The 20,667-nt window shown below is 71.3% G+C and carries 20 protein-coding genes; 7 read left to right on the forward strand and 13 right to left on the reverse strand.

Annotation, left to right across the window (positions count from 1 at the left end; genetic code table 11):
* Nucleotides 1-360 precede the first annotated feature (360 nt).
* The 8 genes from DEP02_RS20900 to DEP02_RS20935 form a co-directional block, all read right to left on the reverse strand.
* Entirely contained in the window at nucleotides 361-1,254 is an 894-nt protein-coding gene (locus DEP02_RS20900; protein WP_112469207.1) for a DUF5936 domain-containing protein, read from the reverse strand.
* Between the two features lie 28 nt (nucleotides 1,255-1,282).
* Nucleotides 1,283-2,224, reverse strand: a complete 942-nt coding sequence (locus DEP02_RS20905) for a type II secretion system F family protein (RefSeq protein WP_112469208.1) — start codon at nucleotides 2,222-2,224, stop codon at nucleotides 1,283-1,285.
* 27 nt (nucleotides 2,225-2,251) lie between these two features.
* Entirely contained in the window at nucleotides 2,252-3,589 is a 1,338-nt protein-coding gene (locus DEP02_RS20910) for a TadA family conjugal transfer-associated ATPase (protein WP_112469209.1), read from the reverse strand.
* Between the two features lie 14 nt (nucleotides 3,590-3,603).
* Nucleotides 3,604-3,999, reverse strand: coding sequence for a TadE/TadG family type IV pilus assembly protein (locus tag DEP02_RS20915; RefSeq protein WP_112469210.1), 396 nt, complete (start codon nucleotides 3,997-3,999; stop codon nucleotides 3,604-3,606).
* Nucleotide 4,000: 1 nt separating this feature from the next.
* Nucleotides 4,001-4,411 (reverse strand): TadE/TadG family type IV pilus assembly protein, encoded by a 411-nt coding sequence (locus DEP02_RS20920; protein WP_112469253.1) that lies wholly within the window; start codon nucleotides 4,409-4,411, stop codon nucleotides 4,001-4,003.
* 37 nt (nucleotides 4,412-4,448) lie between these two features.
* The gene (locus DEP02_RS20925) at nucleotides 4,449-5,708 is read right to left on the reverse strand and encodes a CpaE/TadZ family protein (protein ID WP_112469211.1); all 1,260 of its coding nucleotides are present in this window, start codon (nucleotides 5,706-5,708) and stop codon (nucleotides 4,449-4,451) included.
* Between the two features lie 13 nt (nucleotides 5,709-5,721).
* Complete coding sequence (gene cpaB / locus DEP02_RS20930; RefSeq protein WP_112469212.1) at nucleotides 5,722-6,429, reverse strand: Flp pilus assembly protein CpaB; 708 nt, start codon at nucleotides 6,427-6,429, stop codon at nucleotides 5,722-5,724.
* A 70-nt stretch (nucleotides 6,430-6,499) separates the two neighbouring features.
* Nucleotides 6,500-7,318 (reverse strand): hypothetical protein, encoded by an 819-nt coding sequence (locus DEP02_RS20935; RefSeq protein WP_112469213.1) that lies wholly within the window; start codon nucleotides 7,316-7,318, stop codon nucleotides 6,500-6,502.
* A gap of 481 nt (nucleotides 7,319-7,799) precedes the next feature.
* Here DEP02_RS20935 and DEP02_RS20940 point away from each other — a divergent pair, with 481 nt between their 5' ends.
* The 4 genes from DEP02_RS20940 to DEP02_RS20955 all read left to right on the forward strand — a co-directional run bounded on the left by DEP02_RS20940 (nucleotide 7,800) and on the right by DEP02_RS20955 (nucleotide 12,216).
* Complete coding sequence (locus tag DEP02_RS20940) at nucleotides 7,800-9,281, forward strand: hypothetical protein (RefSeq protein WP_232839214.1); 1,482 nt, start codon at nucleotides 7,800-7,802, stop codon at nucleotides 9,279-9,281.
* 42 nt (nucleotides 9,282-9,323) lie between these two features.
* Entirely contained in the window at nucleotides 9,324-9,887 is a 564-nt protein-coding gene (locus DEP02_RS20945) for a hypothetical protein (protein WP_112469214.1), read from the forward strand.
* A gap of 58 nt (nucleotides 9,888-9,945) precedes the next feature.
* Nucleotides 9,946-10,341, forward strand: a complete 396-nt coding sequence (locus DEP02_RS20950; protein WP_112469215.1) for a hypothetical protein — start codon at nucleotides 9,946-9,948, stop codon at nucleotides 10,339-10,341.
* Between the two features lie 174 nt (nucleotides 10,342-10,515).
* A complete protein-coding gene (locus tag DEP02_RS20955) occupies nucleotides 10,516-12,216 on the forward strand; it encodes a chitinase (RefSeq protein WP_232839215.1) in 1,701 nt (566 codons plus the stop codon).
* 62 nt (nucleotides 12,217-12,278) lie between these two features.
* Here the strand turns inward: DEP02_RS20955 and DEP02_RS20960 are convergent, their stop codons facing one another.
* From DEP02_RS20960 to DEP02_RS20975, 4 genes are all read right to left on the reverse strand, one after another.
* Nucleotides 12,279-12,836 carry a hypothetical protein gene (locus DEP02_RS20960; protein WP_112469217.1) on the reverse strand — a complete coding sequence of 186 codons (558 nt, stop codon included), beginning with the start codon at nucleotides 12,834-12,836 and terminating at the stop codon, nucleotides 12,279-12,281.
* A 94-nt stretch (nucleotides 12,837-12,930) separates the two neighbouring features.
* Complete coding sequence (locus DEP02_RS20965; RefSeq protein ID WP_112469218.1) at nucleotides 12,931-13,359, reverse strand: RidA family protein; 429 nt, start codon at nucleotides 13,357-13,359, stop codon at nucleotides 12,931-12,933.
* Complete coding sequence (locus DEP02_RS20970; protein ID WP_112469219.1) at nucleotides 13,356-14,120, reverse strand: IclR family transcriptional regulator; 765 nt, start codon at nucleotides 14,118-14,120, stop codon at nucleotides 13,356-13,358. Before DEP02_RS20970 ends, DEP02_RS20965 begins: the two co-directional genes overlap by 4 nt.
* Nucleotides 14,117-15,184: a sugar kinase gene (locus DEP02_RS20975; RefSeq protein ID WP_438947786.1), complete on the reverse strand. Its 1,068-nt coding sequence runs from the start codon at nucleotides 15,182-15,184 to the stop codon at nucleotides 14,117-14,119. Before DEP02_RS20975 ends, DEP02_RS20970 begins: the two co-directional genes overlap by 4 nt.
* Nucleotides 15,185-15,318: 134 nt before the next feature.
* Between DEP02_RS20975 and DEP02_RS20980 the strand changes: the two genes are divergently transcribed.
* Nucleotides 15,319-16,605 (forward strand): amino acid deaminase, encoded by a 1,287-nt coding sequence (locus tag DEP02_RS20980; RefSeq protein ID WP_112469220.1) that lies wholly within the window; start codon nucleotides 15,319-15,321, stop codon nucleotides 16,603-16,605.
* 59 nt (nucleotides 16,606-16,664) lie between these two features.
* Nucleotides 16,665-18,314: an N-acyl-D-amino-acid deacylase family protein gene (locus DEP02_RS20985; protein ID WP_112469221.1), complete on the forward strand. Its 1,650-nt coding sequence runs from the start codon at nucleotides 16,665-16,667 to the stop codon at nucleotides 18,312-18,314.
* A gap of 28 nt (nucleotides 18,315-18,342) precedes the next feature.
* Here DEP02_RS20985 and DEP02_RS20990 read toward each other — a convergent pair whose 3' ends face one another.
* Entirely contained in the window at nucleotides 18,343-19,236 is an 894-nt protein-coding gene (locus DEP02_RS20990; RefSeq protein ID WP_112469222.1) for a S1 family peptidase, read from the reverse strand.
* 242 nt (nucleotides 19,237-19,478) lie between these two features.
* Between DEP02_RS20990 and DEP02_RS20995 the strand changes: the two genes are divergently transcribed.
* Nucleotides 19,479-20,576, forward strand: a complete 1,098-nt coding sequence (locus tag DEP02_RS20995) for a pyridoxal phosphate-dependent aminotransferase (protein ID WP_112469223.1) — start codon at nucleotides 19,479-19,481, stop codon at nucleotides 20,574-20,576.
* The last annotated feature ends 91 nt before the right edge of the window (nucleotides 20,577-20,667 follow it).

The following is a 20,667-nucleotide window of genomic DNA, read 5'->3' on the forward strand; positions in this document are numbered from 1 at the left end:
CGCAGGCGCGGGCGCCGACGCAGGCGTGGACGCCGACGCAGGCGTGGGCGCCGGTGCAGGCGCGGGCGCGGGCACAGGCGTGGACGCCGACGCAGGCGCGGGCGCCGGTGCAGGCTCAGGCGGCCCCTGTGGGGGTCGTTCACCGTCGGCGGCTTCCCGTTCCCGCGGCGGCTTCGCCGGTTCCCACCCCGGCGGCAACGCCGGCGTCACCGACGTCACCGGGATGTCCGGCGCGCCCGTGCGGACGTGGGCCGGGAGGACCGTGCCCGCGGGAGGGGTGGTGATCTCGGGCGCCCTCGGGCGGCGGCGCAGCGGTCCCGTGCGTTCCTCCATCGTCGCCATGTCCGTCGTCGCCCCCCCCTACTCGCCCGTGCCCGTGAGGGAGCCGAAGTCCACGCCGGAGCCGAGGAGCAGGCCCGCCGCGAGGAGGATCATCGTGGCCGGGACCATGAACGTGGTGATCATCATGGTGGCCTTGGGCACCGCGCGGGCGGCCTTGCGGCGGGCGTTCTGCGCGTCGGTGCGGCGCATGTCCTTGGCCAGGGAGACGAGGGTGTCGACGATCGGCGCGCCCAGTTCCTCGCCCTGCTGGAGGGCGGTCACGAACATGGCGACCTGTTCGGAGTCGTTCCGCCGCCGTAACTCCGCGAAGGCATGGCGGCGGCTCATGCCGAGGTCCATCTGGCGGAGCGTGATGCGCAGCTCGTCCGCCCAGGGGCCCTCGTACTTGTCGGCCACGCGGTCCAGGGCCTGGCGGAAGCCCAGTCCGGCGCTCACTACGACCGCGAGGACGTCGAGGAAGTCCGGCAGCGTCCGTTCGATCTCGTCCTTGCGGATGCGGATCGCCGACCAGATGCCGACCTCGGTCCAGAAGGCGCCGAAGGCGAACAGGAGCAGGGCCACGAAGAACTGGCCGCGCAGCAGGAACACCAGTCCGCCCACGCCGCCCAGGAAGCCGTAGACCGCGCGCCGGGCCGCGTAGCGGTCGATGGTCAGGCCGCCGGGGTTGCCCGCCAGGTCGATCTTGCGGCGGTACTTGGCCACCAGTCCGGGGCCCATCAGGCGCAGCACGGCGGGGGCGTAGCGCATGCCGAGGCGGTCGATCACCGAGTCCACGGCGCCGGTGCGGGTCGAGCCCACCTCCAGGGCCAGCTGCAGGTCGCCGGGCAGCCGGGCGTCCGCCCGGTACATGCGGATGCCGGCGAAGACGCCCCAGACGCTCAGGCCCGTCACCAATGCGAGCAGCAGTGCCATCTCTCTCCCCTCCCTTCCCTCCGGTCCTTCAGACGTCGATGCGGGACATGCGGCGGATGAGGACGAAGCCGACGGCGTACAGAGCGAAGGCGATGATCACCGCCGCCTGGCCGAACGGGGAGCCGGTCATACGCTCCAGTGCGCCGGCCTTGACACCGTTCATCAGGAACAGCGCGCCGACGCCCAGCACGGGGACGGCGTACGAGGTCATGTTGACCTGGGACAGCTGGGTGCGGATCTCGCGGCGGGTCTCCTTGCGCTCCTCCAGGGTCTCGGTGAGGTTGCGCAGGGCGCCGACCACCTGGCCACCCGCCCGATTCGACAACACGAGCGTGGTGACCAGGACCACCAGTTCGCGTGAGGGCAGGCGGTCCGCGAGTTCCCCCAGCGCGTCGTCCATCGACGCGCCCAGCGCCAACTGGTGGGCCACCTTGCCCAGTTCCTCGCCCGCCGGGGCCTCCAGCTCCTCCGCCGCCATGCCGATCGCGGTGCGCAGGGCCAGGCCGGCCTGGGTGGCGTTGGCCAGGATGCGGGCCAGTTCGGGGAGTTGGTTGATGAACCTCTCGATGCGTTTCTGCCGCTGCCAGTTGAGGAACTGCACCGCCGCCCAGACGCCGAGCAGTCCGGCGAGCGGGCCGAAGAAGGGGGCCAGGGCGGCCTGGCCGATCAGCCACAGGGCGGCCACCGTGGCGAGCATGTAGGCGAAGAACTCGCCGGGGGTGACGTCCAGGCCGGTCGCGGCCAGCTTCAGCTCCAGCCTGCGGCCCGGTTGCGTACGGCGCAGACGGCGGTCGAGGGTGCGGAAGCGGCGTCTGCGGCCGGCCGTGATCTCGCCGGTCTGCGAGAGGCGGTCGACGAGGGCCGCCCGCTGGGCCCTGCCCGTGGTGTGGGCGTGCAGGCCCATGACGGCAAGGACGCAGGTCAGCAGGGTGGCGCCGGTGGTGAGGGTGACGAGGGTGCTCAGATCCATGGGGGCGGTTCCTACCTGTCTGCCTGTCTACCCGGCTTCTCGGGTGGCCAGCTGGTCTGCGGACTGGGCGACGCCGAAGGCCTGGGGGATCGGCTGGCTCGCCATGTAGAGGCGGTCGGCGGTGCGGCGCGGCAGCGGGTGGTACTCGAAGGCGCCGTAGATCCGGCCGTCGGCCGCCATGGGCTGCGCGGCGAAGCGGGCCACGGTCGCCAGCCGGTACGGCTCGCTGCCGTGGCTTTCGAGCAGGGCGATCTCCGTGATGCGGCGGGCGCCGTCGGCGAAGCGGGTGAGCTGGACGAGCACGTCGACGGCGCTGTTGATCTGGTCGTGCAGGGCGGCGAAGGGGACCTCCACCTCGGACATGGAGGCCAGGGTCTGCAGGCGCATCAGCGCGTCCTCGGCGCTGTTGGCGTGCACGGTGGCCAGCGAGCCGTCGTGGCCGGTGGACATCGCCTGGAGCATGTCCAGGGACTCGCCGCCGCGGACCTCACCGACGACGATGCGGTCGGGGCGCATGCGCAGCGAGTTGCGGACGAGATCGCGGATGGTGATCTGGCCGCGGCCCTCCACGTTGGGCGGGCGGGACTCCAGGCGGATCACGTGCGACTGCTGGAGCTGGAGTTCGGCGGAGTCCTCGATGGTGATGATGCGCTCGCCCCCGGGGATCAGGCCGGACAGGGCGTTGAGCAGGGTGGTCTTTCCGGTGCCGGTGGCGCCGGAGACGATGATGTTGAACTTCGCCTGCACCAGACCGGCCAGCAGGAACAGCATGTGCTCGTCGAGCGAGCCGAAGCCGATCAGCTCCTGGAGGGTGAAGGAGCGCGGGAAGCGGCGGATGGTGAGGGTGGGACCGGTGAGGGAGAGCGGCGGGATGATCACGTTGACGCGTTCGCCGGAGGGCAGGCGGGCGTCGACCATCGGGTTGGACTCGTCCACGCGGCGGTTGACCGTGGAGACGATCCGTTCGATGGTCTGCATCAGCTGGTCGTTGGAGGCGAAGCGCAGCGGCAGTTGCTCGACCCGGCCGCCGCGCTCGACGAAGATCGCGTCGGGGCCGTTCACCATGATCTCCGTGATGGAGGCGTCCTCCAGGAGTGGTTCGAGGATGCCCAGGCCCAGGGCCTCGTCGACCACGCGGCGGATCAGCTGCGAGCGCTCCACGGTGGACAGGACCGGGCCCTCGCGGCTGATGATGTGGCCGAGCACCCGCTCCAGGCGCGCCCGGCGCTCGGCGGCGGCCAGCGAGCTCATCTCCGCGAGGTCGATCTCCTCCAGCAGCTTCGCCCGGTAGGAGGCGACCAGGTGGCCGTCCTCGCCCCGGCTGCCGTGCTCCTCGGGGGAGTTGATGCGTGCGCGGAGGCTCATGGGTACGTCCTTGGTCAGTGGTCGAGCGGCATGGTGGCGGTCTTGTGGGCCCGGCCGAAGTCCCAGCCGGGGACGATCGAGGGGATGTCGACGCCGGCGGTGACGGTGACCTCCCTGCCGCCGTACGAGGCCGGGCAGCTCGTGCCGTCCGCCAGCCAGCTGCTGACCGCGCTCGCGCAGGCCTGCTCGGAGCTCTGCCTCAGGGAGGCCGCGCGCGCCCCGGCGCGGGCCGCCGTCCCCGCCTGCTGGGCGGTGTACGCGATCAGGCCGATCTGGATGACGGCCATGGCGACCAGCATCAGGATCGGGATGAACCCCAGGTATTCGATGGCCACTTGACCGCGGTCGCGATCGCGGTCTCGGTCTCGGTCATGGTCGTGGTCGCGGTGTCGTCCGCGGTCGTACGGCATGTCAGTCCGTCGCCTCCTCGACGGCGCCGGCGTGGCCGGTCACCGGGATCGGGAAGCCGATCAGGCCGGGGAAGAGGACGGGAACCCTCAGCTTGACGTCGGCCGTCACGTAGCCGTTGCTCGTCCCGCAGTCCACCCGCGCCCCACCCCTCCACGCGTCCGACAGCTTGTCCAACCCCGCCTGTTGGCAGGCCGCGGCCCTGCTGCCCCGATTCGCCGCCGTCGCCGCCCGTACCGCCTCGTCCGCAGCATTCCCCGCGAGCGTGTACGTGTATCCCAGGAGCACGCACTGCCACAGCAGCACCAGCGTGATGATGATCGTCGGCGCCATGCCGAGGAACTCGACGGCGACCTGCCCGCTGTCGGAGCCCAGCCGCCGCCGTAACCGTCTCTCCCCTGTGCCTGCCCGCATCCTCATCCCCCTTTCATGCCCCCTTTCATGCCCCCTCTCATCCCCCTGTCTCCCTGCGCCGCCGGAAACTCACCGACCCGCGGTCGCCACCCCGCAGCCGGCCGCCGCCCTTGTGGGCGCCCTCGGGGGCCTTGACGATGCCGAGTTCGCCCGCGAGGCCCCACAGGGCCTGTTTGACCGTGCTCCGGTTGTCGAGTTCGTGGACGCGGCCGGCGTCGACCGCGCCCTGGAGTTCCTTGAAGGCCGCGGGGACGGCCGTGGCCGCCACCACCGTGCCGGTGATCTTCCGGATGAGCGGCGGCTGGATCTCCGTACCGCGCGTGTGGCGGTTGACCACGACCGTGGTCTCCTCGGCCTTGCGGATCTGCAGCCGGTCCCACATCCGTACGGTCCGCTTGGCGGCGCGCACCGCGACCACGTCCGGGGTCGTCACGAGCAGGGCGGTGTCGGCCATCTCCACGGCCGCCGCGCTCGCCCCGCCCATCTGGGCGCCGCAGTCCAGGACGACGACCTCGTAGCGGGAGCGCAGGGCGCTGACGATCTGGCGGGCGGCGCGGTCGGTGACCTCCTCGCCGCGTTCGCCCTCGCCGGGGGCGAGCAGCAGCGCGAGTCCGGTGTCGTGGCGGAAGACGGCGTCGGCCAGGACGCGCGGGGAGATGTCGGTGATGGTGGCGAGGTCGACGACCGAGCGGCGGAACTGGACGTCCAGGTAGGAGGCGATGTCGCCGGTCTGGAGGTCCATGTCGACCAGGGCGGTGCTGTGGCCGGACGTCTGGGCGGCGAGGGCGAGCTGTATCGCGGCGAGGGTGGCGCCCACCCCGCCCTTGGCGCCGCTCACCGTCACCACGCGCCCGCCGGCCCCGGTGAACACGTCACCGCCGTGGCCGAGGTGGCGTCGTACGCCCACCGACCACTGGGCCACCGCCTGTACGCGGCTGACCAGTTCCTCGTAGCTCAGCGGCAGCGCCACCAGGCCGCGCGCGCCGGAGTCCATGGCGGCGGAGAACAGGCCGGGGCTCGCGTCGGAGGTGATGAGGATGACGCCGACCGCCGGGAAGCGCAGGGCCACCTCGCGGATCAGCTCCAGGGCCGGGACCGGGCCGATCCGCTCGTGCACCACCACGATCTCGGGCAGCTCGTCGACGGACTCGGCGGCCAGGCGCGCCAGGGTGTCGATGAGCTGGGTGGAGTCGGCGACCGGGGGCACCGGCTCGGCGTCGGGGAGCTGGCTGAGCAGGGTGACGATGGACCGGGCCGCGTCCGCGTCGCCGACTGCCGGGAGGATCCTGGTGGGCATGCGTGCGGGCCTCTCACTTGTCGTTCGCGAGTTCGTAGGTCCGGTCCTTGGGCGAGACGCTGGTGTCGCTGCCGGGAGCGACCAGCGCGAGCCGGACCCGCTGGGCGAACGACTCGGCGTAGGTGATGCGCTGGGCGTCGATGGCGGACAGCGCGAAGGTGATGGGGACGGCGTCGGTGGGCTGCCGGCCGCGGTCGTCGGCGTTCGGCTGCAGCGCGGTGATCCGGCCGACGTCCAGGACCTTGGCGTTGGTCACGATGATCTTGGACTGGGCGGGGTCGCCCTGCCGCTGTCCGCCGAAGGTGGCGTACACGTTGACCGTGGAGCCCGGCGTGATCTTGCCGGCCACACCGGTCGCCGCGTCGATCATGATGGCGACCTCCTGCTGCCCCGGCTGCAGGGCGGGCCGGTCCACGATCATGTCGCTCTGCAGCAGGGAGCCCTGGCGCAGGGTGGTGACCGCGATCTTGCCCTGGATCTGCGCGAGGTCGGTGACGGCGTTCGGCGACAGCCACCGCTTGGGCATCCTGACCTTCTCGAACTGGCCCGTGTTCAGCGCGGTGTACGGCGGCACGTTCGTCTTGAGCTGGTAGGCCGTGACCTCGGGGCCGACCTTGGACTTCACGTCACTGATGACGGAGAGCACGCCCGCGAACGCGCCGAGGGCGCAGATGACGGACAGAATCAGGAGTATCACGCCGCGGCGCTGACGGGAGTTCATGAACCCTGCAACCTCATGGGGGATGTCGGTCGGCGGTGTCGAGCGGGATCGATGGGCGGTGGCTCGGGGCTCACCCGAACCCGGTGGGTGCCGGGCTCTCTCGGGCGGGAGGCGGGGTGGCGGAGCAGAAGACGCAGCGGTCTCCGATGACGTCGATGCCGCACCAGTGGCACACGCCCTGGCGGACCGAGGTGACCAGCTGGTAGAGCACCGACAGGTCGGGCAGGTAGGTGCAGAACTCGATCAGCTTTCCGGTCCCCCACCAGGTGGCGGACTCGGCCGGCAGGGCGGTCTCGCGCAGTCCCTGCACGTTCCAGGCCGGGGCGAGGGTGGAACCGGCCCAGTCGGACTGGAGCCGGCCCTTGGCCAGCAGCATCCAGGTGCCGAAGTCCGGCCCGGCCAGGGTGGCTTCGGGGCCGATCCTGACGAGCTGCGGCTCGGGGTGGGCGATCACGCCGAACTGACTTCCGGGAACCCAGGACTTGGCGTGCGCCTTGAGGTCGACGGGGACGCGGTCGAGGCGGGTGACGGAGCCCAGGACGGCGCCGGAGTGGATGTAGTGGGTGAGCAGCCGGGCGGCCGAGGCGAGTACGCCGGGGCTGAGGTCGCAGGAGGCGAGCTGGCGCAACTGGCGGGCGAGGACGGCGAGTCCGAGCGGGGGCAGGCCGGGCCGGAACAGGGCGATGCGGTCGCTCTCCAGCAGGGAGCGGATCGTGTGCAGCCGGCGCTCGACCCCGCGGGGGGCGGCGCGCGAGCACACCACGACGACATGCCCGTGGTGGTCGATCAGCGTCTGCATCCCGTCCAGTGCCTGTTCGAGCGGCTGCCGGTCCAGGTCCTGCAGGACGACGGCGGGCACGGTCCGTTCGTCCTGCGCGGGCAGCGCCATGTCGGCGCTCGTCACAGCAATGGCAGTTGACACGCGCTGCTCCCCGTTTGACGCCCTGTCGGCCCGCCGTCGTTCCTCAGGCAAGCCGAGTTGACTTCGCTGCGTGACTACCTCAGCACTGTATCCACGCCTCCGGGGCCGGAGAACAGCGATTCTGCACCTGGATCGCAACGCTTCATGCGCAAGTCACGTCAAACCGGGGCAGGTTGAGCATACTTTCGCGACCCGAAGGCATGGGCCCCGTACGGCCGGTTGACTGTGGGCCCGCGTTTGGGCCCCCGGGCCCACGCCTCCCGGCTCGCTCCGCGCCTACGCTCGCCGCCCTGGAAGGCGCTTGCCACTGTGCGAGGAGGGGTGCCGTATGGCCGGCGGGGGCGGCAGACGGATGCGTCACGGGACGTACAACAGGACTTGTCGCAGGACCTGTCGCAGGACGTACCGGTACGACGACTCGGGCGCGAGTGCCACCGAATACCTGGGCATGATCGTGGTCGCCGTCGCCGTGGTGCTCGGCATCTCCGCCACCGGTATCGGCCGGACCGTCCACGAGAAGATCTCCGCGGAGATCTGCAAGGTCACCGGCGGCGACTGCGGCACCGGGACCGGGACCGGGCAGGCGGGCCACCCGCCGCTGACCGACGCGGACTTCGAGCCGTCGCTGTGCCAGGTCTCGGCGGTCACCGACAAGGCGGGCTCCAAGGCGAAGATCGCCTTCTGGGAGATCGGCAAGGAGTACGGCTTCCAGGAGCAGCGCCTCAAGGCGCACACGGACGTCAACCACGACGGCAAGGTCGACGACCAGGACGAACTGGTCCACCTCACCTTCACCGACGCGGCCTCCGTCGGCGCGAAGAAGGACTTCAAGCCCGGCGTGAAGATGGGGAAGCTCGGCACCGACAAGGTGGAGCTGGGCGCCGGGATCAAGGTCACCAACGGGGACACCTGGGTGTTCGAGAGCCCCGAGGAGGCGCGGAAGTTCCGCGACGACATCGAGAAGCTGGAGATGTACCGGATACGGCGCCAGTCGCCGGGCGGTGCGGACGCGAGCCTCGGCGACAGCATCCTCTACCTGTTCGGCACCGGCCCGCTCAAGGACGAGGAGGACACGGAGAACCGGGTGAGGAAGGCGCTGGGCGACAACCGGAAGATCACCTACGGCACGGTGGGCCTGGAGGCCTCCGCGGCGGCCGGTCTGCAGATCTCGGCGGGGGACGAGAAGAAGCTCAGCGCCGCGCTCGGCGGCAACTTCAGCTACGCCCCCGGGATCACCTGGACCGACAACGCCTACGCCGGCACCAAGTCGTACACGTACGCCTCGTCCATCCAGTACGGCACCGACGTGAGCTACGAGGCCGGACCGCTCAGCGGCAACGCCTCGGCCTCCACCACTCGGACCGGCACCATCACCGTCACCTACGACAAGGGCACCGGCAAGCTGGTCGGCATCGACATGACCCGTACCGTCGAGCAGGGCGGGCAGCGGGACGGTGCCGGACTCGGCGGCGACAACGGCAAGTCGGGCAAGGACAAGCGGGGCGCGGGCGTGAGCGCGAACGGCACCGACAGCAGCACCGGCATCCAGGTCGTCACCAACTCCCTGAACTTCGATCCGGGCCCCGCCGGCGACCACGACCGGGCCATCGCCGAGCAGTGGCTGAACAGCGCCGACGAACAACTGGGGACGCCGTTCCAGTACATGTTCGACGACCACGCGCCGACGCGGCGTCCGGGCGCCCACGACCCCTTCGGCCAACTGATGTTCGACAAGGGCACGTCCAGCAGGATGACGTACACCGGCCAGGTCGACGCCGCCGAGTTCGGCTTCGAGCTGAACCTCGGCCTCAGCCTCGGCCTGTCGGTCGGCACCGAGAAGAAGGCGGAGACGCTGACGAACGCGCAGTTCCTCGGCGCGCCGAACGGCGACAGCCGGTCCTACGTCCCCTACAGCTACTGTGCGAACTGATCCCGCCGATCCCGCCGATTCCGCCGACAGAAGGGCCTGATCATGAGGACACGACTGCTGACCGCGGGCCTGCTCGCCGCCGTGGTGGCCCTCGCGGGCTGCGGAAAGCGCAGTACGCACACGGCCTCCGTCCCCGAGGGCTGGGGCACCCTGAAGACCAGGGGCGTCTCCGTGTCGTACCCCCAGGGCCCGGGAGGGTACGTGGAGCAGAGCCCGGCCGAGCGCAGCAAGTACAACGCGGCGGCGGCCGTGCGCGAGGAGTCGGGCCGGACGGTGTCGATGATCACCGTTCAGCTGGACTTCACCCAGGCGCGCTCGGTCGAGCAGGCCGCCATCGCCGCGGAGGCCGGCATCCGGATGGGCGCGAAGGTGCAGGGCGAGAAGGACGTGAAGCTGGCCGACACCGACCACGCCAAGCGCATCGACTTCACCTTCACCTCGACCGGCGAGGACGGCAACCCGCCCAAGGGCACGCCGGTCAAGGGCGTGATCCTGGCGGGCCTGGACTCCAACGGCCAGGCGTTCGCGGTGCGGATCGACGCGGCGCGGGGCGCGCTGCCGTCCACGGACCTGAAGAAGATCATCGACTCGGTGCAGGTCCAGTGATGGTGCGGGCGGGGGTGTGCGTGGGGGCGGGGGTGTGCGTGGGGGCGGGGGCGCGGTGATGCCGCTGGTCCGGGCCTGGGCGGTGGGCGTGGTGGTGCTCGTCGTCACCGAGTACGTCCAGATGACGGTGGTGTACGGGAACCTGGTCGGCCCGCGGGGCGTCGGCTCGTTCGGCGCGGCGCTGGCCCTGGTCCACCTGCCGAACCTGGTGTGCGTCGTGCTGGCGACCTGGGCGGCGGCGCGGGTCCACCCGGCGCCGTGGCGGGAGGTGCCGGCGCGGCACGCGGTGGCGGCGTGCGCGGTGCCGGTGGCGGCGCAACTGCTGACGGTGTCGCTGCGGTGGGAGCGTACGGGCCTGTCGTCACTGGCCCTGTGGATGTCGACGGGGGTACTGCTGGCGGGGTGCGCGCTGGGGCTGCTGCTGGACCGGTGGCGGGAGGAAGGGCGCCCGTAACCGGCGTGCGCGGCAGGGAGGTTGGCGCCTCGAAGCCGACGGGCCCGATTTGGTCTGGACCTCTTGACAACGGAAATGGTCTGGACCACCTTGTACGACCAAGCGGTGGCCACCGTCTGTCCTGCCTTCCTCCCCTCTCCCCCACCGGAGGCCCCAGTGGACCGCGTATCCGGCATGCCCAGACCCAGAAGACGACGGCTGCGCCTGTGGTCGGGAGCCGTCACCGCCGCCCTCGCCCTCGCCCTCCCCTTCGCCGGTGCCGGCCAGGCCGTGGCGGCGGACGTCAACAACGCCAGGAACGCCGGCTTCGAGTCGGGCCTGAACAACTGGACGTGCTCGGCCGGCAGCGGTACGACCGTCTCCTCCCCCGTGCACGGCGGCTCCGCCGCGCTGAAGGCCACACCGGCCGGGCAGGACAACGCCAAGTGCACCCAGACGGTGACGGTCAAACCCAACTCGACGTACACGCTGAGCGCCTGGGTGCAGGGCGGCTACACCTACCTGGGCGCGGCCGGCACGGGCACGACGGACGTGTCGACGTGGACGCCGGACTCGGCGGGCTGGAAGCAGCTGTCGACCACCTTCACCACCGGCTCCTCGACGACCTCGGTGACGGTGTACCTGCACGGCTGGTACGGGCAGGCGGCGTACTACGCCGACGACGTCTCGGTCTTCGGCCCCGACGGGGGCGGCGGCGGTGACCCGGCCCCGACGGTCCCGGCGGCACCGGGCGGCCTGAAGGTGACGGGCACGACGTCGTCGTCCGTCTCCCTGGCCTGGAACACGGTCTCGGGCGCGACCGGCTACAACGTCTACCGCAGCGGCACGAAGGTCACGGCGGTGACCGGCACGACGGCGACCGTGACCGGGCTCGCGGCCTCCACCTCGTACTCCTTCCAGGTGACGGCGACGAACGCGGCGGGCGAGTCGGCGAGGTCGGCGACCGTGACCGGCACGACGACGGGCGGCGGCGGGGGCGGCGGTACGGGCCTGCCGAAGCACGCCGTGACCGGCTACTGGCAGAACTTCAACAACGGCGCGGCCGTCCAGAAGATCTCGGACGTCCCGTCCCAGTACGACATCATCGCGGTCTCCTTCGCCGATGCCACGGGCACGCCGGGCGCGGTGACCTTCAACCTCGACTCGGCCGGTCTGAACGGCTACACCGTCGACCGGTTCAAGGCGGACATCAGGGCCAAGCAGGCCGCCGGTAAGAAGGTCATCATCTCGGTGGGCGGCGAGAAGGGCACCGTCTCGGTGAACGACTCCGCCTCCGCGACGAACTTCGCCAACTCCGTGCACTCCCTGATGCAGACGTACGGCTTCGACGGCGTCGACATCGACCTGGAGAACGGCCTGAACGCCACCTACATGACGCAGGCCCTGCGCGCCCTGTCGGCCAAGGCGGGCCCGTCGCTGATCATCACGATGGCTCCGCAGACGATCGACATGCAGTCCACGTCGGCCGGCTACTTCCGGACCGCGCTGAACGTCAAGGACATCCTCACGGTCGTCAACACCCAGTACTACAACAGCGGTTCGATGCTGGGCTGCGACGGCAAGGTCTACAGCCAGGGCTCGGTCGACTTCCTCACCGCCCTGGCCTGCATCCAGTTGGAGGGAGGCCTCGCCCCCTCCCAGGTCGGCCTGGGCGTCCCCGCCTCCACGCGTGGCGCGGGCAGCGGCTACGTCTCACCCACGGTCGTGAACAACGCCCTGGACTGCCTGACGAAGCTCACCAACTGCGGCTCCTTCAAGCCCTCCAAGGCCTACCCGGACCTGCGCGGCGCGATGACCTGGTCCACCAACTGGGACGCGACGGCCGGCAACACCTGGTCGAACACGGTGGGTCCGCACGTGCACGCACTCCCGTAGCACGGACCCCGAGCTGAGAAACGGGTGCCGCGCCACCGCGCGGCACCCGTTCCGGCGTCCGCTCACTCCTCCGTGGCCGGAGTTTCCTCTTCGGTCTCGCCGTCCTCGAAGTACGCGTCCAGGACCGCGTCCAGTTGCTTCTCCCATTCGGGGACGCTCGCCCTGGCCGGGGCGTCGATCTCGATGGGGTACCAGCGGCGGTCGGGGGTGTGGACGGTGACGGTGAACCGCTTGCCGAAGCGGGAGACCGCCGTCTCGACGGCGCCGATCTCGTCCCAGCGGAACTCGCACTCCTGGTCGTCCAGGGACAGGCCCATGCCTTTGTGATCGGCGACGACACGGGCCCGGCGGTCGGAGGCCTCGAAGACGGGGCCGTCCGTGGGGTGTTCCTCCTCCCCCTCCGTTCCGAGTCCCTCCGGTCCGGGCTCCTCGGTGGTCTCCGTGTCCTCCGGGACCGCGTCCTCCACCTCGGACGGCTCTTCGGCCTTCCGCGGCCGGGCGTCCTCCGGTTCCGCGGGCGCGGGGGCGGTGAGGCCGGGGATGTACGCCGGGTCGAATCCGGCGCCCTTCACGGGCTCGGCCTTCAGGGGCTGGCTGCTCGAACCTATGCGCTGCTCCACAGCGGGCAGTATGGTCGACGATCCTGTGCCGGACACAGCCAGCCCCGACTTCGTTATACGAAGATGCCCGAAGACACCCGAAGACGCCTCCGAATCAGCCGAGCACGGCGAGCGCGTCGATCTCGATGAGGAGGCCCGGGGGCAGGCCGACGTAGACCGTGGTGCGGGCGGCGGGGGGCTGGGTGAGGCCCTGCTCCTCGAAGTAGGCGTCGTAGAGGTCGTTCATCTCGGCGAAGTGGTCCACGTCCGTGAGGTAGACGCGGATCATCATCACGTCGTCCCAGGTCGCGCCGCCCTCCTGAAGGATCGCCTTGACGTTGGCGAGGGTCTGGAGGGTCTGCTCGCGCAGGGTGGGGCCGGCAGGCGTGGGCGGCTTGCCCTCCTCGGCGGGCAGGAAGCCGACCTGGCCGGCGACCTGGAGGATGTTGCCCTTCCGCACCCCGTGGGAGAACTTCGCGGGCGGGGTGGTGCGGGTGCTGGGGGTGAGCGCGATCTTCTCGGTCTTCGCAGCCTTCTCGGTCATTCGGCGGTGCCTTTCACTGGCGTTCTTCCGGAGTACTCACCGCTGATCGCGTCGGCGGTACGGCGCACCAGCGGGAGCAGGGTGAGGAGTTCGTCGGCGGTGACGACGACGTTCGGCGCGGAGACGGACATCGCGGCGACCACCCGGCCGTCGGCGCCGCGGACCGGCGCGGCGACGCAGTTGATGGACTCCTCGTGGCCGCCGAGGTCGGTGGCCCAGCCCTGTTCGCGCACCGTCGCCAGCTCCTTGAGGAAGGCGGCGGCGTTCGGCGTCGAACGGACCGTGTACATCGGATAGTCGAGCTTCTCCGCGACCGCGCGCCGCTCGCCCTCGGGCAGGTCGGCGAGCAGCAGCTTGGCCACGGCGGCGACGGTGATGGCGACCGGCTTGCCGATGCGGGAGTACATGCGCACCGGGTAGCGGCTGTCCACCTTGTCGATGTAGAGCACCTCGCCGTCCTCGTGCACCGCGAGGTGCACGGTGTGCCCGCACGTCTCGTTGAGGCGTACGAGGTGGGGGTGGGCGATCTCGCGGACGTCGAGGCTCTCCATCGCCTCCTGGGCGAGGGCGAAGAGCCGTGCGCCGAGGCGGTAGCGCTGGTCGGACTGGCGGTAGACCAGGCCGTGCCCGTGGAGGGTGCGCAACAGCCGCAGGGCGGTGGACTTGTGCACGCCGAGCCGGTCGGCGACCCGCCCGAGGTCGGCGGGGCCCTCGGCGAGCAGCGGCAGGATGCTCAGCGCACGGTCGACGGTCTGGCTCATGGCGTACGTACCTCCTCTGCGTCCCCGTCCGCGGTACGCGCCGTCCAGCCGGGGCCGAGTCGAAGTCTCCCCCACTCCTCCTCGTCCAGGGCGGCGAGGCGGTCGGCGAGGCCGCGGGCGGGGGGCGCGGCGAGGTCGCCGGGGACGGTGAGGGCGGCGGCGGCCATGAGGTGGCCGTGGCGGAGGCGGTCGCGGACGGGCAGCCCGCGCAGGGTGGCGGAGAGGAACCCGGCGGCGAAGGCGTCGCCGGCGCCGACAGTCGCCACGACGGCGACCCGGGGGGACGGCACGAAGGCCGCACCGTCCGGGTGGAGGGCGGTGGCCCCTCCGGCGCCCTGCTTGACGACCAGGACGGCCGGCTCGGGCAGTACGTCCCTGATGACCTCGGGACCGCCCCGCACGCCCCACGCCTGCTCGGCCTCATCCTCCCCTGCGAAGACGAGATCGGCGCCCCGCGCCAGCTCCAGCAGCACCCGTGCGCCGTCCTTGTCGCGCCACAGCCGGGGGCGATGGTTGATGTCGAAGGAGACCAGCGGGCGGCCGGGGCGGGGCGCGAGGAGCTGTCGTACGAGGTCCAGGCACGCCGGCGAGAGGGCGGCCGTGATGCCGGTCAGGTGCAGGATCCGTCCGGAGTGCAGCGCCGTCTCGTCGAGGTTGCCGACGGCCATCGCGGAGGCCGCCGAGCCGGCGCGGTAGTACGCCACCTCGTGCGCGTCGCCGGCCCGGTCGTCGGCGGTGCGGAAGTAGACGCCGGTCGGGCGGTCGGGGTCACGCCGTACGGAGGTCACGTCGACGCCGTACGACCCGATCGCCTCCACCAGGTGGTCGCCGAAGCCGTCCGCGCCGACCCGGCTCACCCAGCGCGCCGCGTGCCCGGCGGCGGCGAGCGTGCAGGCGACGTTGGACTCGGCGCCGCCGATGCTCCGCTCGAAGGACGGCACGTCGGCGAGGCGGCCCGGGCGGGAGGGCAGGAACGTGACCATGGACTCGCCGAGCGCCACGACGTCCACGACGTCCACGGCGTCCATCACGTCGGTGCCGTTGCGGGGGCCGCCGGCGGTCACGATGCTCGTAACTCCTCGGTCACTCGGGGCGCGGGTTCTGCGTTGACCTCGTCCGGCCGGGATGCTAGACAGCGCTGAGCGATCCGCGCAATGAGCATTGCAAATAGTGCAACATACCTGATCAGGGAGGTTCCATGAGCACCGAGGCGCTCGCCGGTCTGGCCGAGGAACGCGTCGACCACCGTTTCAAGGGCCTCCCGCCGGACGCGGACGGCCTCACCGTGGGCGAGCTGGCCGCCCAGCGGCGCAACCTTTTCACCGGCGGCTTCACCACCCCCGTGCTCGCCCTCTCCGCCGAGCGGCTGGAGCACAACCTGAAGCTGATGGAGACGTACGCGGCCCGTCACGGCCTCGCCTTCGCCCCGCACGGCAAGACCTCCATGGCACCGCAGCTCTTCCAGCGGCAGATCGAGCACGGCGCGTGGGGCATCACGCTCGCGACGCCGCACCAGGTGTGGGTGGCACGGGCGTTCGGCATCCGGCGGATCTTCCTGGCCAACGAGCTGGTGGACCCGGCCGCCCTGCGCCGGCTCGCCGCCGAACTGGCCGCCGACCCGGCCTTCCGCTTCGTCTGCTACGTCGACTCCGTGCGCGGGGTGGAGCTGATGGACGCGGCCCTGAAGGGGGCCGGGGGGCGCGCGGTGGACGTGGTCGTCGAGCTGGGCGCCGGGGAGGGCGCGCGGACCGGTGTGCGTACGGAGGCCGAGTGCACGGCGGTCGCCGACGCGGTGGCGGCCACGGACACGCTGCGGCTCGTCGGGGTCGCCGGATACGAGGGCGAGGTCCCGCGGGCCGACCAGGAGCGGGTGCGCGCGTGGCTGCGCCGGCTCGTCGCGCTCGCCGTGGACTTCGACAAGGCGGGGCGGTTCGCGCGGGCTGAGGAGGCAGAGGAGACAGAGGAGATCGTGGTGAGCGCGGGCGGCAGCGCCTGGTTCGACGCGGTGGCCGACGTGTTCGCGGAGATTCCCGAACTCTCCCTCCCTGTCCTGAAGTTGCTGCGCTCGGGGGCGTACGTCTCGCACGACGACGGCCACTACCGCGAGATCACGCCGTTCAACCGCGTCCCGGAGGAGGGCGCCCTGGAGCCCGCCTTCCGGCTGTGGGCGCAGGTCGTCTCCCGGCCCTCCCCCGACCAGGCCTTCGTCAACGCGGGCAAGCGGGACGCGGCGTACGACCTCCATCTGCCCTTCGCCCAGGTGGTGCGCCGGGACGGCGTCGAGCGCCCGGCGACCGGTGTCCGGGTCACCAAACTGTCCGACCAGCACGCCTGGCTGAGCACCGGGCCCGGGGCGGATCTGGAGGTCGGCGACTGGATCGGGCTGGGGCTGTCCCACCCGTGCACGTCCTTCGACAAGTGGCCGCTGATCCCGGTGGCGGAGGCGGACGGCACGGTCGTCGACTACGTCCGTACGTTCTTCTGAGAGCTTCTGAAGGGTTTCCGGAAGGGTTTCGGGAAGGCTTTCGGGAAAGGAGGCGCCCCATGGATCCCGTCGAACTCGCCGACTTCGCCGATCTCGCCCTCCGGGACGCGGACGTCGTCGACGGCACCGGCGCTCCCTCCTACCGCGCCGATGTCGCGGTCAAGGACGGCCGGATCGTCTCGATCGTCAAGGAGGCCGCGGCGGCGGGCTGCCAGCGCCCGCGGGCGAGGCGGGAGCTGGACGCGGAGGGCCTGGTCCTGGCCCCCGGCTTCATCGACATGCACGCCCACAGCGACCTGGCCCTGCTGCGCAACCCGGACCACAGCGCGAAGGCGGCCCAGGGCGTCACCCTGGAGGTCATCGGACAGGACGGACTGTCGTACGCGCCGGTCGACGACCGCACGCTGGAGGAGGTCCGCCGGGCGATCACCGGGTGGAACGGCCACGGCGACGACATCGACTTCGACTGGCGCTCGGTGGGCGAGTACCTGGACCGGCTGGACCGCGGCTTCGACGGCGAGGGCATCGCGGTGAACGCCGCGTACCTGATCCCGCAGGGCACGGTCCGCGCGCTCGTGGTCGGCTGGGAGGACCGCCGGGCCACGCCCGAGGAGCTGGACCGGATGCGGCAGTTGGTCGCCGAGGGCATGGAACAGGGCGCCGTCGGCATGTCGTCGGGGCTCACCTACACGCCCGGGATGTACGCGAGCGACGCCGAACTGACCGAGCTGTGCCGGGTGGTGGCCGCCCACGGCGGCTACTACTGCCCGCACCACCGCAGTTACGGGGCCGGGGCGCTTCGGGCGTACGAGGAGATGGTGGCCCTCGCGCGCGAGGCGGGCTGCCCGCTGCATCTCGCCCACGCCACCTTGAACTTCGGCCCCAACAAGGGCCGCGCGCCCGAGCTGCTGGCGCTGCTGGACGACGCGCTCGCCGACGGCGCCGACATCACCCTCGACACCTACCCCTACACCCCCGGCTGCACCACCCTGGCCGCGCTGCTGCCGGGCTGGGCGAGCGAGGGCGGGCCCGAGGCTGCCCTCGGGCGGCTCACCGACGAGACCGCCGCCGAACGGATCCGCCACGACCTGGAGGTGACCGGCTCCGACGGCTGCCACGGCGTGCCGGTGGAGTGGGACACGGTCGAGGTCTCCGGTGTCACCGACCCCGCGCTGGCCGAGTACGTCGGCCGCACGGTGCGGGAGTCGGCGGCCCTGCGCGGCGAGGAACCCTGGGCCACGGCCCGCCGGCTGCTGGTCGAGGACCGGCTCGGCACGACGGTCCTGCAGCACGTCGGCCACGAGGAGAACGTGCGGGCGATCATGCGCCACCGCGTCCACACCGGCGGCTCCGACGGCATCCTGCGGGGTGCCCGGCCGCATCCGCGGGCGTACGGCACCTTCCCGCAGTATCTCGGCCGGTACGTAAGGGAGTTGGGCGTGCTGTCGCTGGAGGAGTGCGTCGCTCACCTGACCGGGCGGCCGGCGGCCCGGCTGCGGCTGCCGGACCGGGGCGTGGTCCGCGAGGGGTACCGGGCCGACCTGGTGCTGTTCGACCCGGCCACCGTCGCGCCGGGCTCGACCTTCGAGCGGCCGCGCGCGCTGCCGACGGGGATCGAGTACGTCCTGATCGACGGCCGGTTCGTGATCGAGGACGGGCGGCGCACGGACGTACTGGCGGGGCGGGCGGTCCGCCGGACTCCGGTGTGACCACCCGCCGTCGACTGCCGTGAAGGGGTTACGGCTTGGGCAGGGTGCAGCCGCTCCTGTTCAGGTCCAGCCTGTTGCCGGCGGCGAAGCAGGCGGGGATCTGGTAGGTCTGCTGGGCGTAGTTGATGCCCTTGCGGACGGTGACGTTGCCGCTCGCGTCGACCTCACAGGGGTTGTTCACGGTGCAACGGGCGCCGTCCTCGTTGCCGGTGTTGTTGACGGCGACGACCCTGCCGGTGGCGTTGTCGATGACGGGCGAGCCCGAGGTACCGCCGATCGTGTCACAGGCGGCGGTGTAGCGGATGGAGTCCTTCCAGGTCCAGCCGCCCTCCTTCAGCCGGTACACGAACCCGTCGATGTTGCAGCTGTAGATCCGCTTCCAGTACCCGGAGACCACCTTGATGGAGGTGCCGGCGGCCGGGCGGGTGTCGTTCAGGGTCAGCGCGTTGATGCCGTAGGAGCTCTTGATCTGCGCGTAGGTGCTGGTGAGCTGGTAGAGCGCGACGTCCGTGTCGGTCATGGTCGAGTAGACGACCCTGTTCGCCTGAAGCGTCGCGACGCGGGTGCCGGCCGAGTTGAGCAGGCCGAAGGTCCGGCTGGAGGACTTGTTGACGATGACCTGGCCGGGCGACGGGAAGCCGGTCTCCAGGCAGTGCCCGTTGCTGAGTACGAGCGCCGGGTCGCTGTCCACGGAGCTGGGGAGGCGGACGACCGAGCCGGAGCAGTTGCTCAGTGCGACGGTGCCGGCGAAGTCGACGGCCGCGAGGGCGGGGGCGGCGGCTTTCTGGACGGGGGCCGTGCCGGCCGTGCTCTGTGCGGAGGCCGTGCTGCCGGATTCGTGCGCGGGCGCGGCGACCGCGGGTGCCGCGCCGGCCCCGGCGATCACCAGGGCGAACAGCGCGGCGACGAGAGGCTTTCTCATGTGGGGTCCCCTCTTGCGACGGAGGCGACCGGAGATCTTCCGGCCGCCCGCTTGATTGTCATGCGCATTGTTAACGCAGAGGGGTGGGTGAACAAGGGCGTGAGGCCGGGTCATAGGGCTGCCACAGGGCCGCCGTAGGGATTTCCCTGCCCGCCGCATCAGCGGCGCGCGCCGACACGCGGGTGTCTCACGTGGCGGATAACACGCGCCACGGGGCGTTACCCGGCCGTAAGCTCCCTGACATGCAGGTGACCCAGTCGACCAAGCTCGCCAACGTCTGTTACGAGATCCGGGGTCCGGTGCTCGAGGAGGCGATGCGGCTGGAGGCTGCCGGTCACCGCATCCTCAAGCTGAACACGGGCAACCCGGCCGCGTTCGGTTTCGAGTGCCCGCCGGAGATCCTGGAGGACATCCTCCGCAACGTCTCCACGGCCCACGGGTACGGCGACGCCAAGGGCCTGCTGGCCGCGCGGCGCGCGGTCGTCATGCACAACCAGACCCTCGGCATCGAGACGGACGTCGAGCACGTCTTCATCGGCAACGGCGTCTCCGAGCTGATCGTGATGGCGATGCAGGCGCTGCTGGACGACGGCGACGAGGTCCTCGTACCGGCGCCGGACTACCCGCTGTGGACCGCCGCCGTCTCCCTGGCCGGGGGCACGGCCGTCCACTACCGCTGCGACGAGCAGTCCGACTGGATGCCGGACCTGGCCGACGTGGAGCGCAAGGTCACCGACCGCACCAAGGCGATCGCCGTCATCAACCCCAACAGCGCCACGCACACGCCGACCGCGAAGGTCGCCCCGGATCTGCTGACCCTCACCTTCAACGGCATGTCCAAGGCGTACCGGGTGGCCGGCTACCGGGTCGGCTGGATGTCGATCTCCGGGCCGCGCGCGCACGCCGACTCCTACATCGAGGGCCTGACGGTCCTGGCGAACATGCGCCTGTGCGCCAACATGCCGGGTCAGCACGGCGTGGTCGCCGCGCTCAGCGGGCGGCAGACCATCAACGACCTGGTGCTGCCGGGCGGGCGGCTGAAGGAGCAGATGGACGTCGCCTACGAGACGCTCACGCAGATCCCGGGCGTGACGTGCGTACGGCCGAAGGGGGCGCTGTACCTCTTCCCGCGCCTGGACCCCGCGGTCTTCAAGATCAAGGACGACCGGCAGATGGTGCTCGACCTGCTGCGCCGCGAGAAGATCATGGTCGTCCAGGGCACCGGCTTCAACTGGCCCGAGCCGGACCACTTCCGGGTCGTCACCCTGCCCACGGCCGGCGATCTGCGCGACGCCGTGGAGCGGATCGGGAACTTCCTGGAGGGCTACAGCCAGCCCTGACACTCACCCTCGGTGCGCGTACGGACCGGTTCCGCGAACTGGCTCAACTTTAGACGAGTTCCAAGCTAGGATGCCTTCTGTCAGAGCACAG

It is taken from the genome of Streptomyces triticisoli, assembly GCF_003270085.1.
Lineage (GTDB): Bacteria > Actinomycetota > Actinomycetes > Streptomycetales > Streptomycetaceae > Streptomyces > Streptomyces triticisoli.

What these genes read in the sequence shown, in the direction of transcription:
- DEP02_RS20900 (WP_112469207.1), bottom strand. Translation starts at nt 1,254, where the DNA reads ATGGCACTGCTGCTCGCATTGGTGACGGGCCTGAGCGTCTGGGGCGTC.
- DEP02_RS20905 (WP_112469208.1), bottom strand. Translation starts at nt 2,224, where the DNA reads ATGGATCTGAGCACCCTCGTCACCCTCACCACCGGCGCCACCCTGCTG.
- DEP02_RS20910 (WP_112469209.1), bottom strand. Translation starts at nt 3,589, where the DNA reads ATGAGCCTCCGCGCACGCATCAACTCCCCCGAGGAGCACGGCAGCCGG.
- DEP02_RS20915 (WP_112469210.1), bottom strand. Translation starts at nt 3,999, where the DNA reads ATGCCGTACGACCGCGGACGACACCGCGACCACGACCATGACCGAGAC.
- DEP02_RS20920 (WP_112469253.1), bottom strand. Translation starts at nt 4,411, where the DNA reads ATGCGGGCAGGCACAGGGGAGAGACGGTTACGGCGGCGGCTGGGCTCC.
- DEP02_RS20925 (WP_112469211.1), bottom strand. Translation starts at nt 5,708, where the DNA reads ATGCCCACCAGGATCCTCCCGGCAGTCGGCGACGCGGACGCGGCCCGG.
- cpaB (WP_112469212.1), bottom strand. Translation starts at nt 6,429, where the DNA reads ATGAACTCCCGTCAGCGCCGCGGCGTGATACTCCTGATTCTGTCCGTC.
- DEP02_RS20935 (WP_112469213.1), bottom strand. Translation starts at nt 7,318, where the DNA reads ATGGCGCTGCCCGCGCAGGACGAACGGACCGTGCCCGCCGTCGTCCTG.
- DEP02_RS20940 (WP_232839214.1), top strand. Translation starts at nt 7,800, where the DNA reads ATGATCGTGGTCGCCGTCGCCGTGGTGCTCGGCATCTCCGCCACCGGT.
- DEP02_RS20945 (WP_112469214.1), top strand. Translation starts at nt 9,324, where the DNA reads ATGAGGACACGACTGCTGACCGCGGGCCTGCTCGCCGCCGTGGTGGCC.
- DEP02_RS20950 (WP_112469215.1), top strand. Translation starts at nt 9,946, where the DNA reads ATGCCGCTGGTCCGGGCCTGGGCGGTGGGCGTGGTGGTGCTCGTCGTC.
- DEP02_RS20955 (WP_232839215.1), top strand. Translation starts at nt 10,516, where the DNA reads ATGCCCAGACCCAGAAGACGACGGCTGCGCCTGTGGTCGGGAGCCGTC.
- DEP02_RS20965 (WP_112469218.1), bottom strand. Translation starts at nt 13,359, where the DNA reads ATGACCGAGAAGGCTGCGAAGACCGAGAAGATCGCGCTCACCCCCAGC.
- DEP02_RS20970 (WP_112469219.1), bottom strand. Translation starts at nt 14,120, where the DNA reads ATGAGCCAGACCGTCGACCGTGCGCTGAGCATCCTGCCGCTGCTCGCC.
- DEP02_RS20980 (WP_112469220.1), top strand. Translation starts at nt 15,319, where the DNA reads ATGAGCACCGAGGCGCTCGCCGGTCTGGCCGAGGAACGCGTCGACCAC.
- DEP02_RS20985 (WP_112469221.1), top strand. Translation starts at nt 16,665, where the DNA reads ATGGATCCCGTCGAACTCGCCGACTTCGCCGATCTCGCCCTCCGGGAC.
- DEP02_RS20990 (WP_112469222.1), bottom strand. Translation starts at nt 19,236, where the DNA reads ATGAGAAAGCCTCTCGTCGCCGCGCTGTTCGCCCTGGTGATCGCCGGG.
- DEP02_RS20995 (WP_112469223.1), top strand. Translation starts at nt 19,479, where the DNA reads ATGCAGGTGACCCAGTCGACCAAGCTCGCCAACGTCTGTTACGAGATC.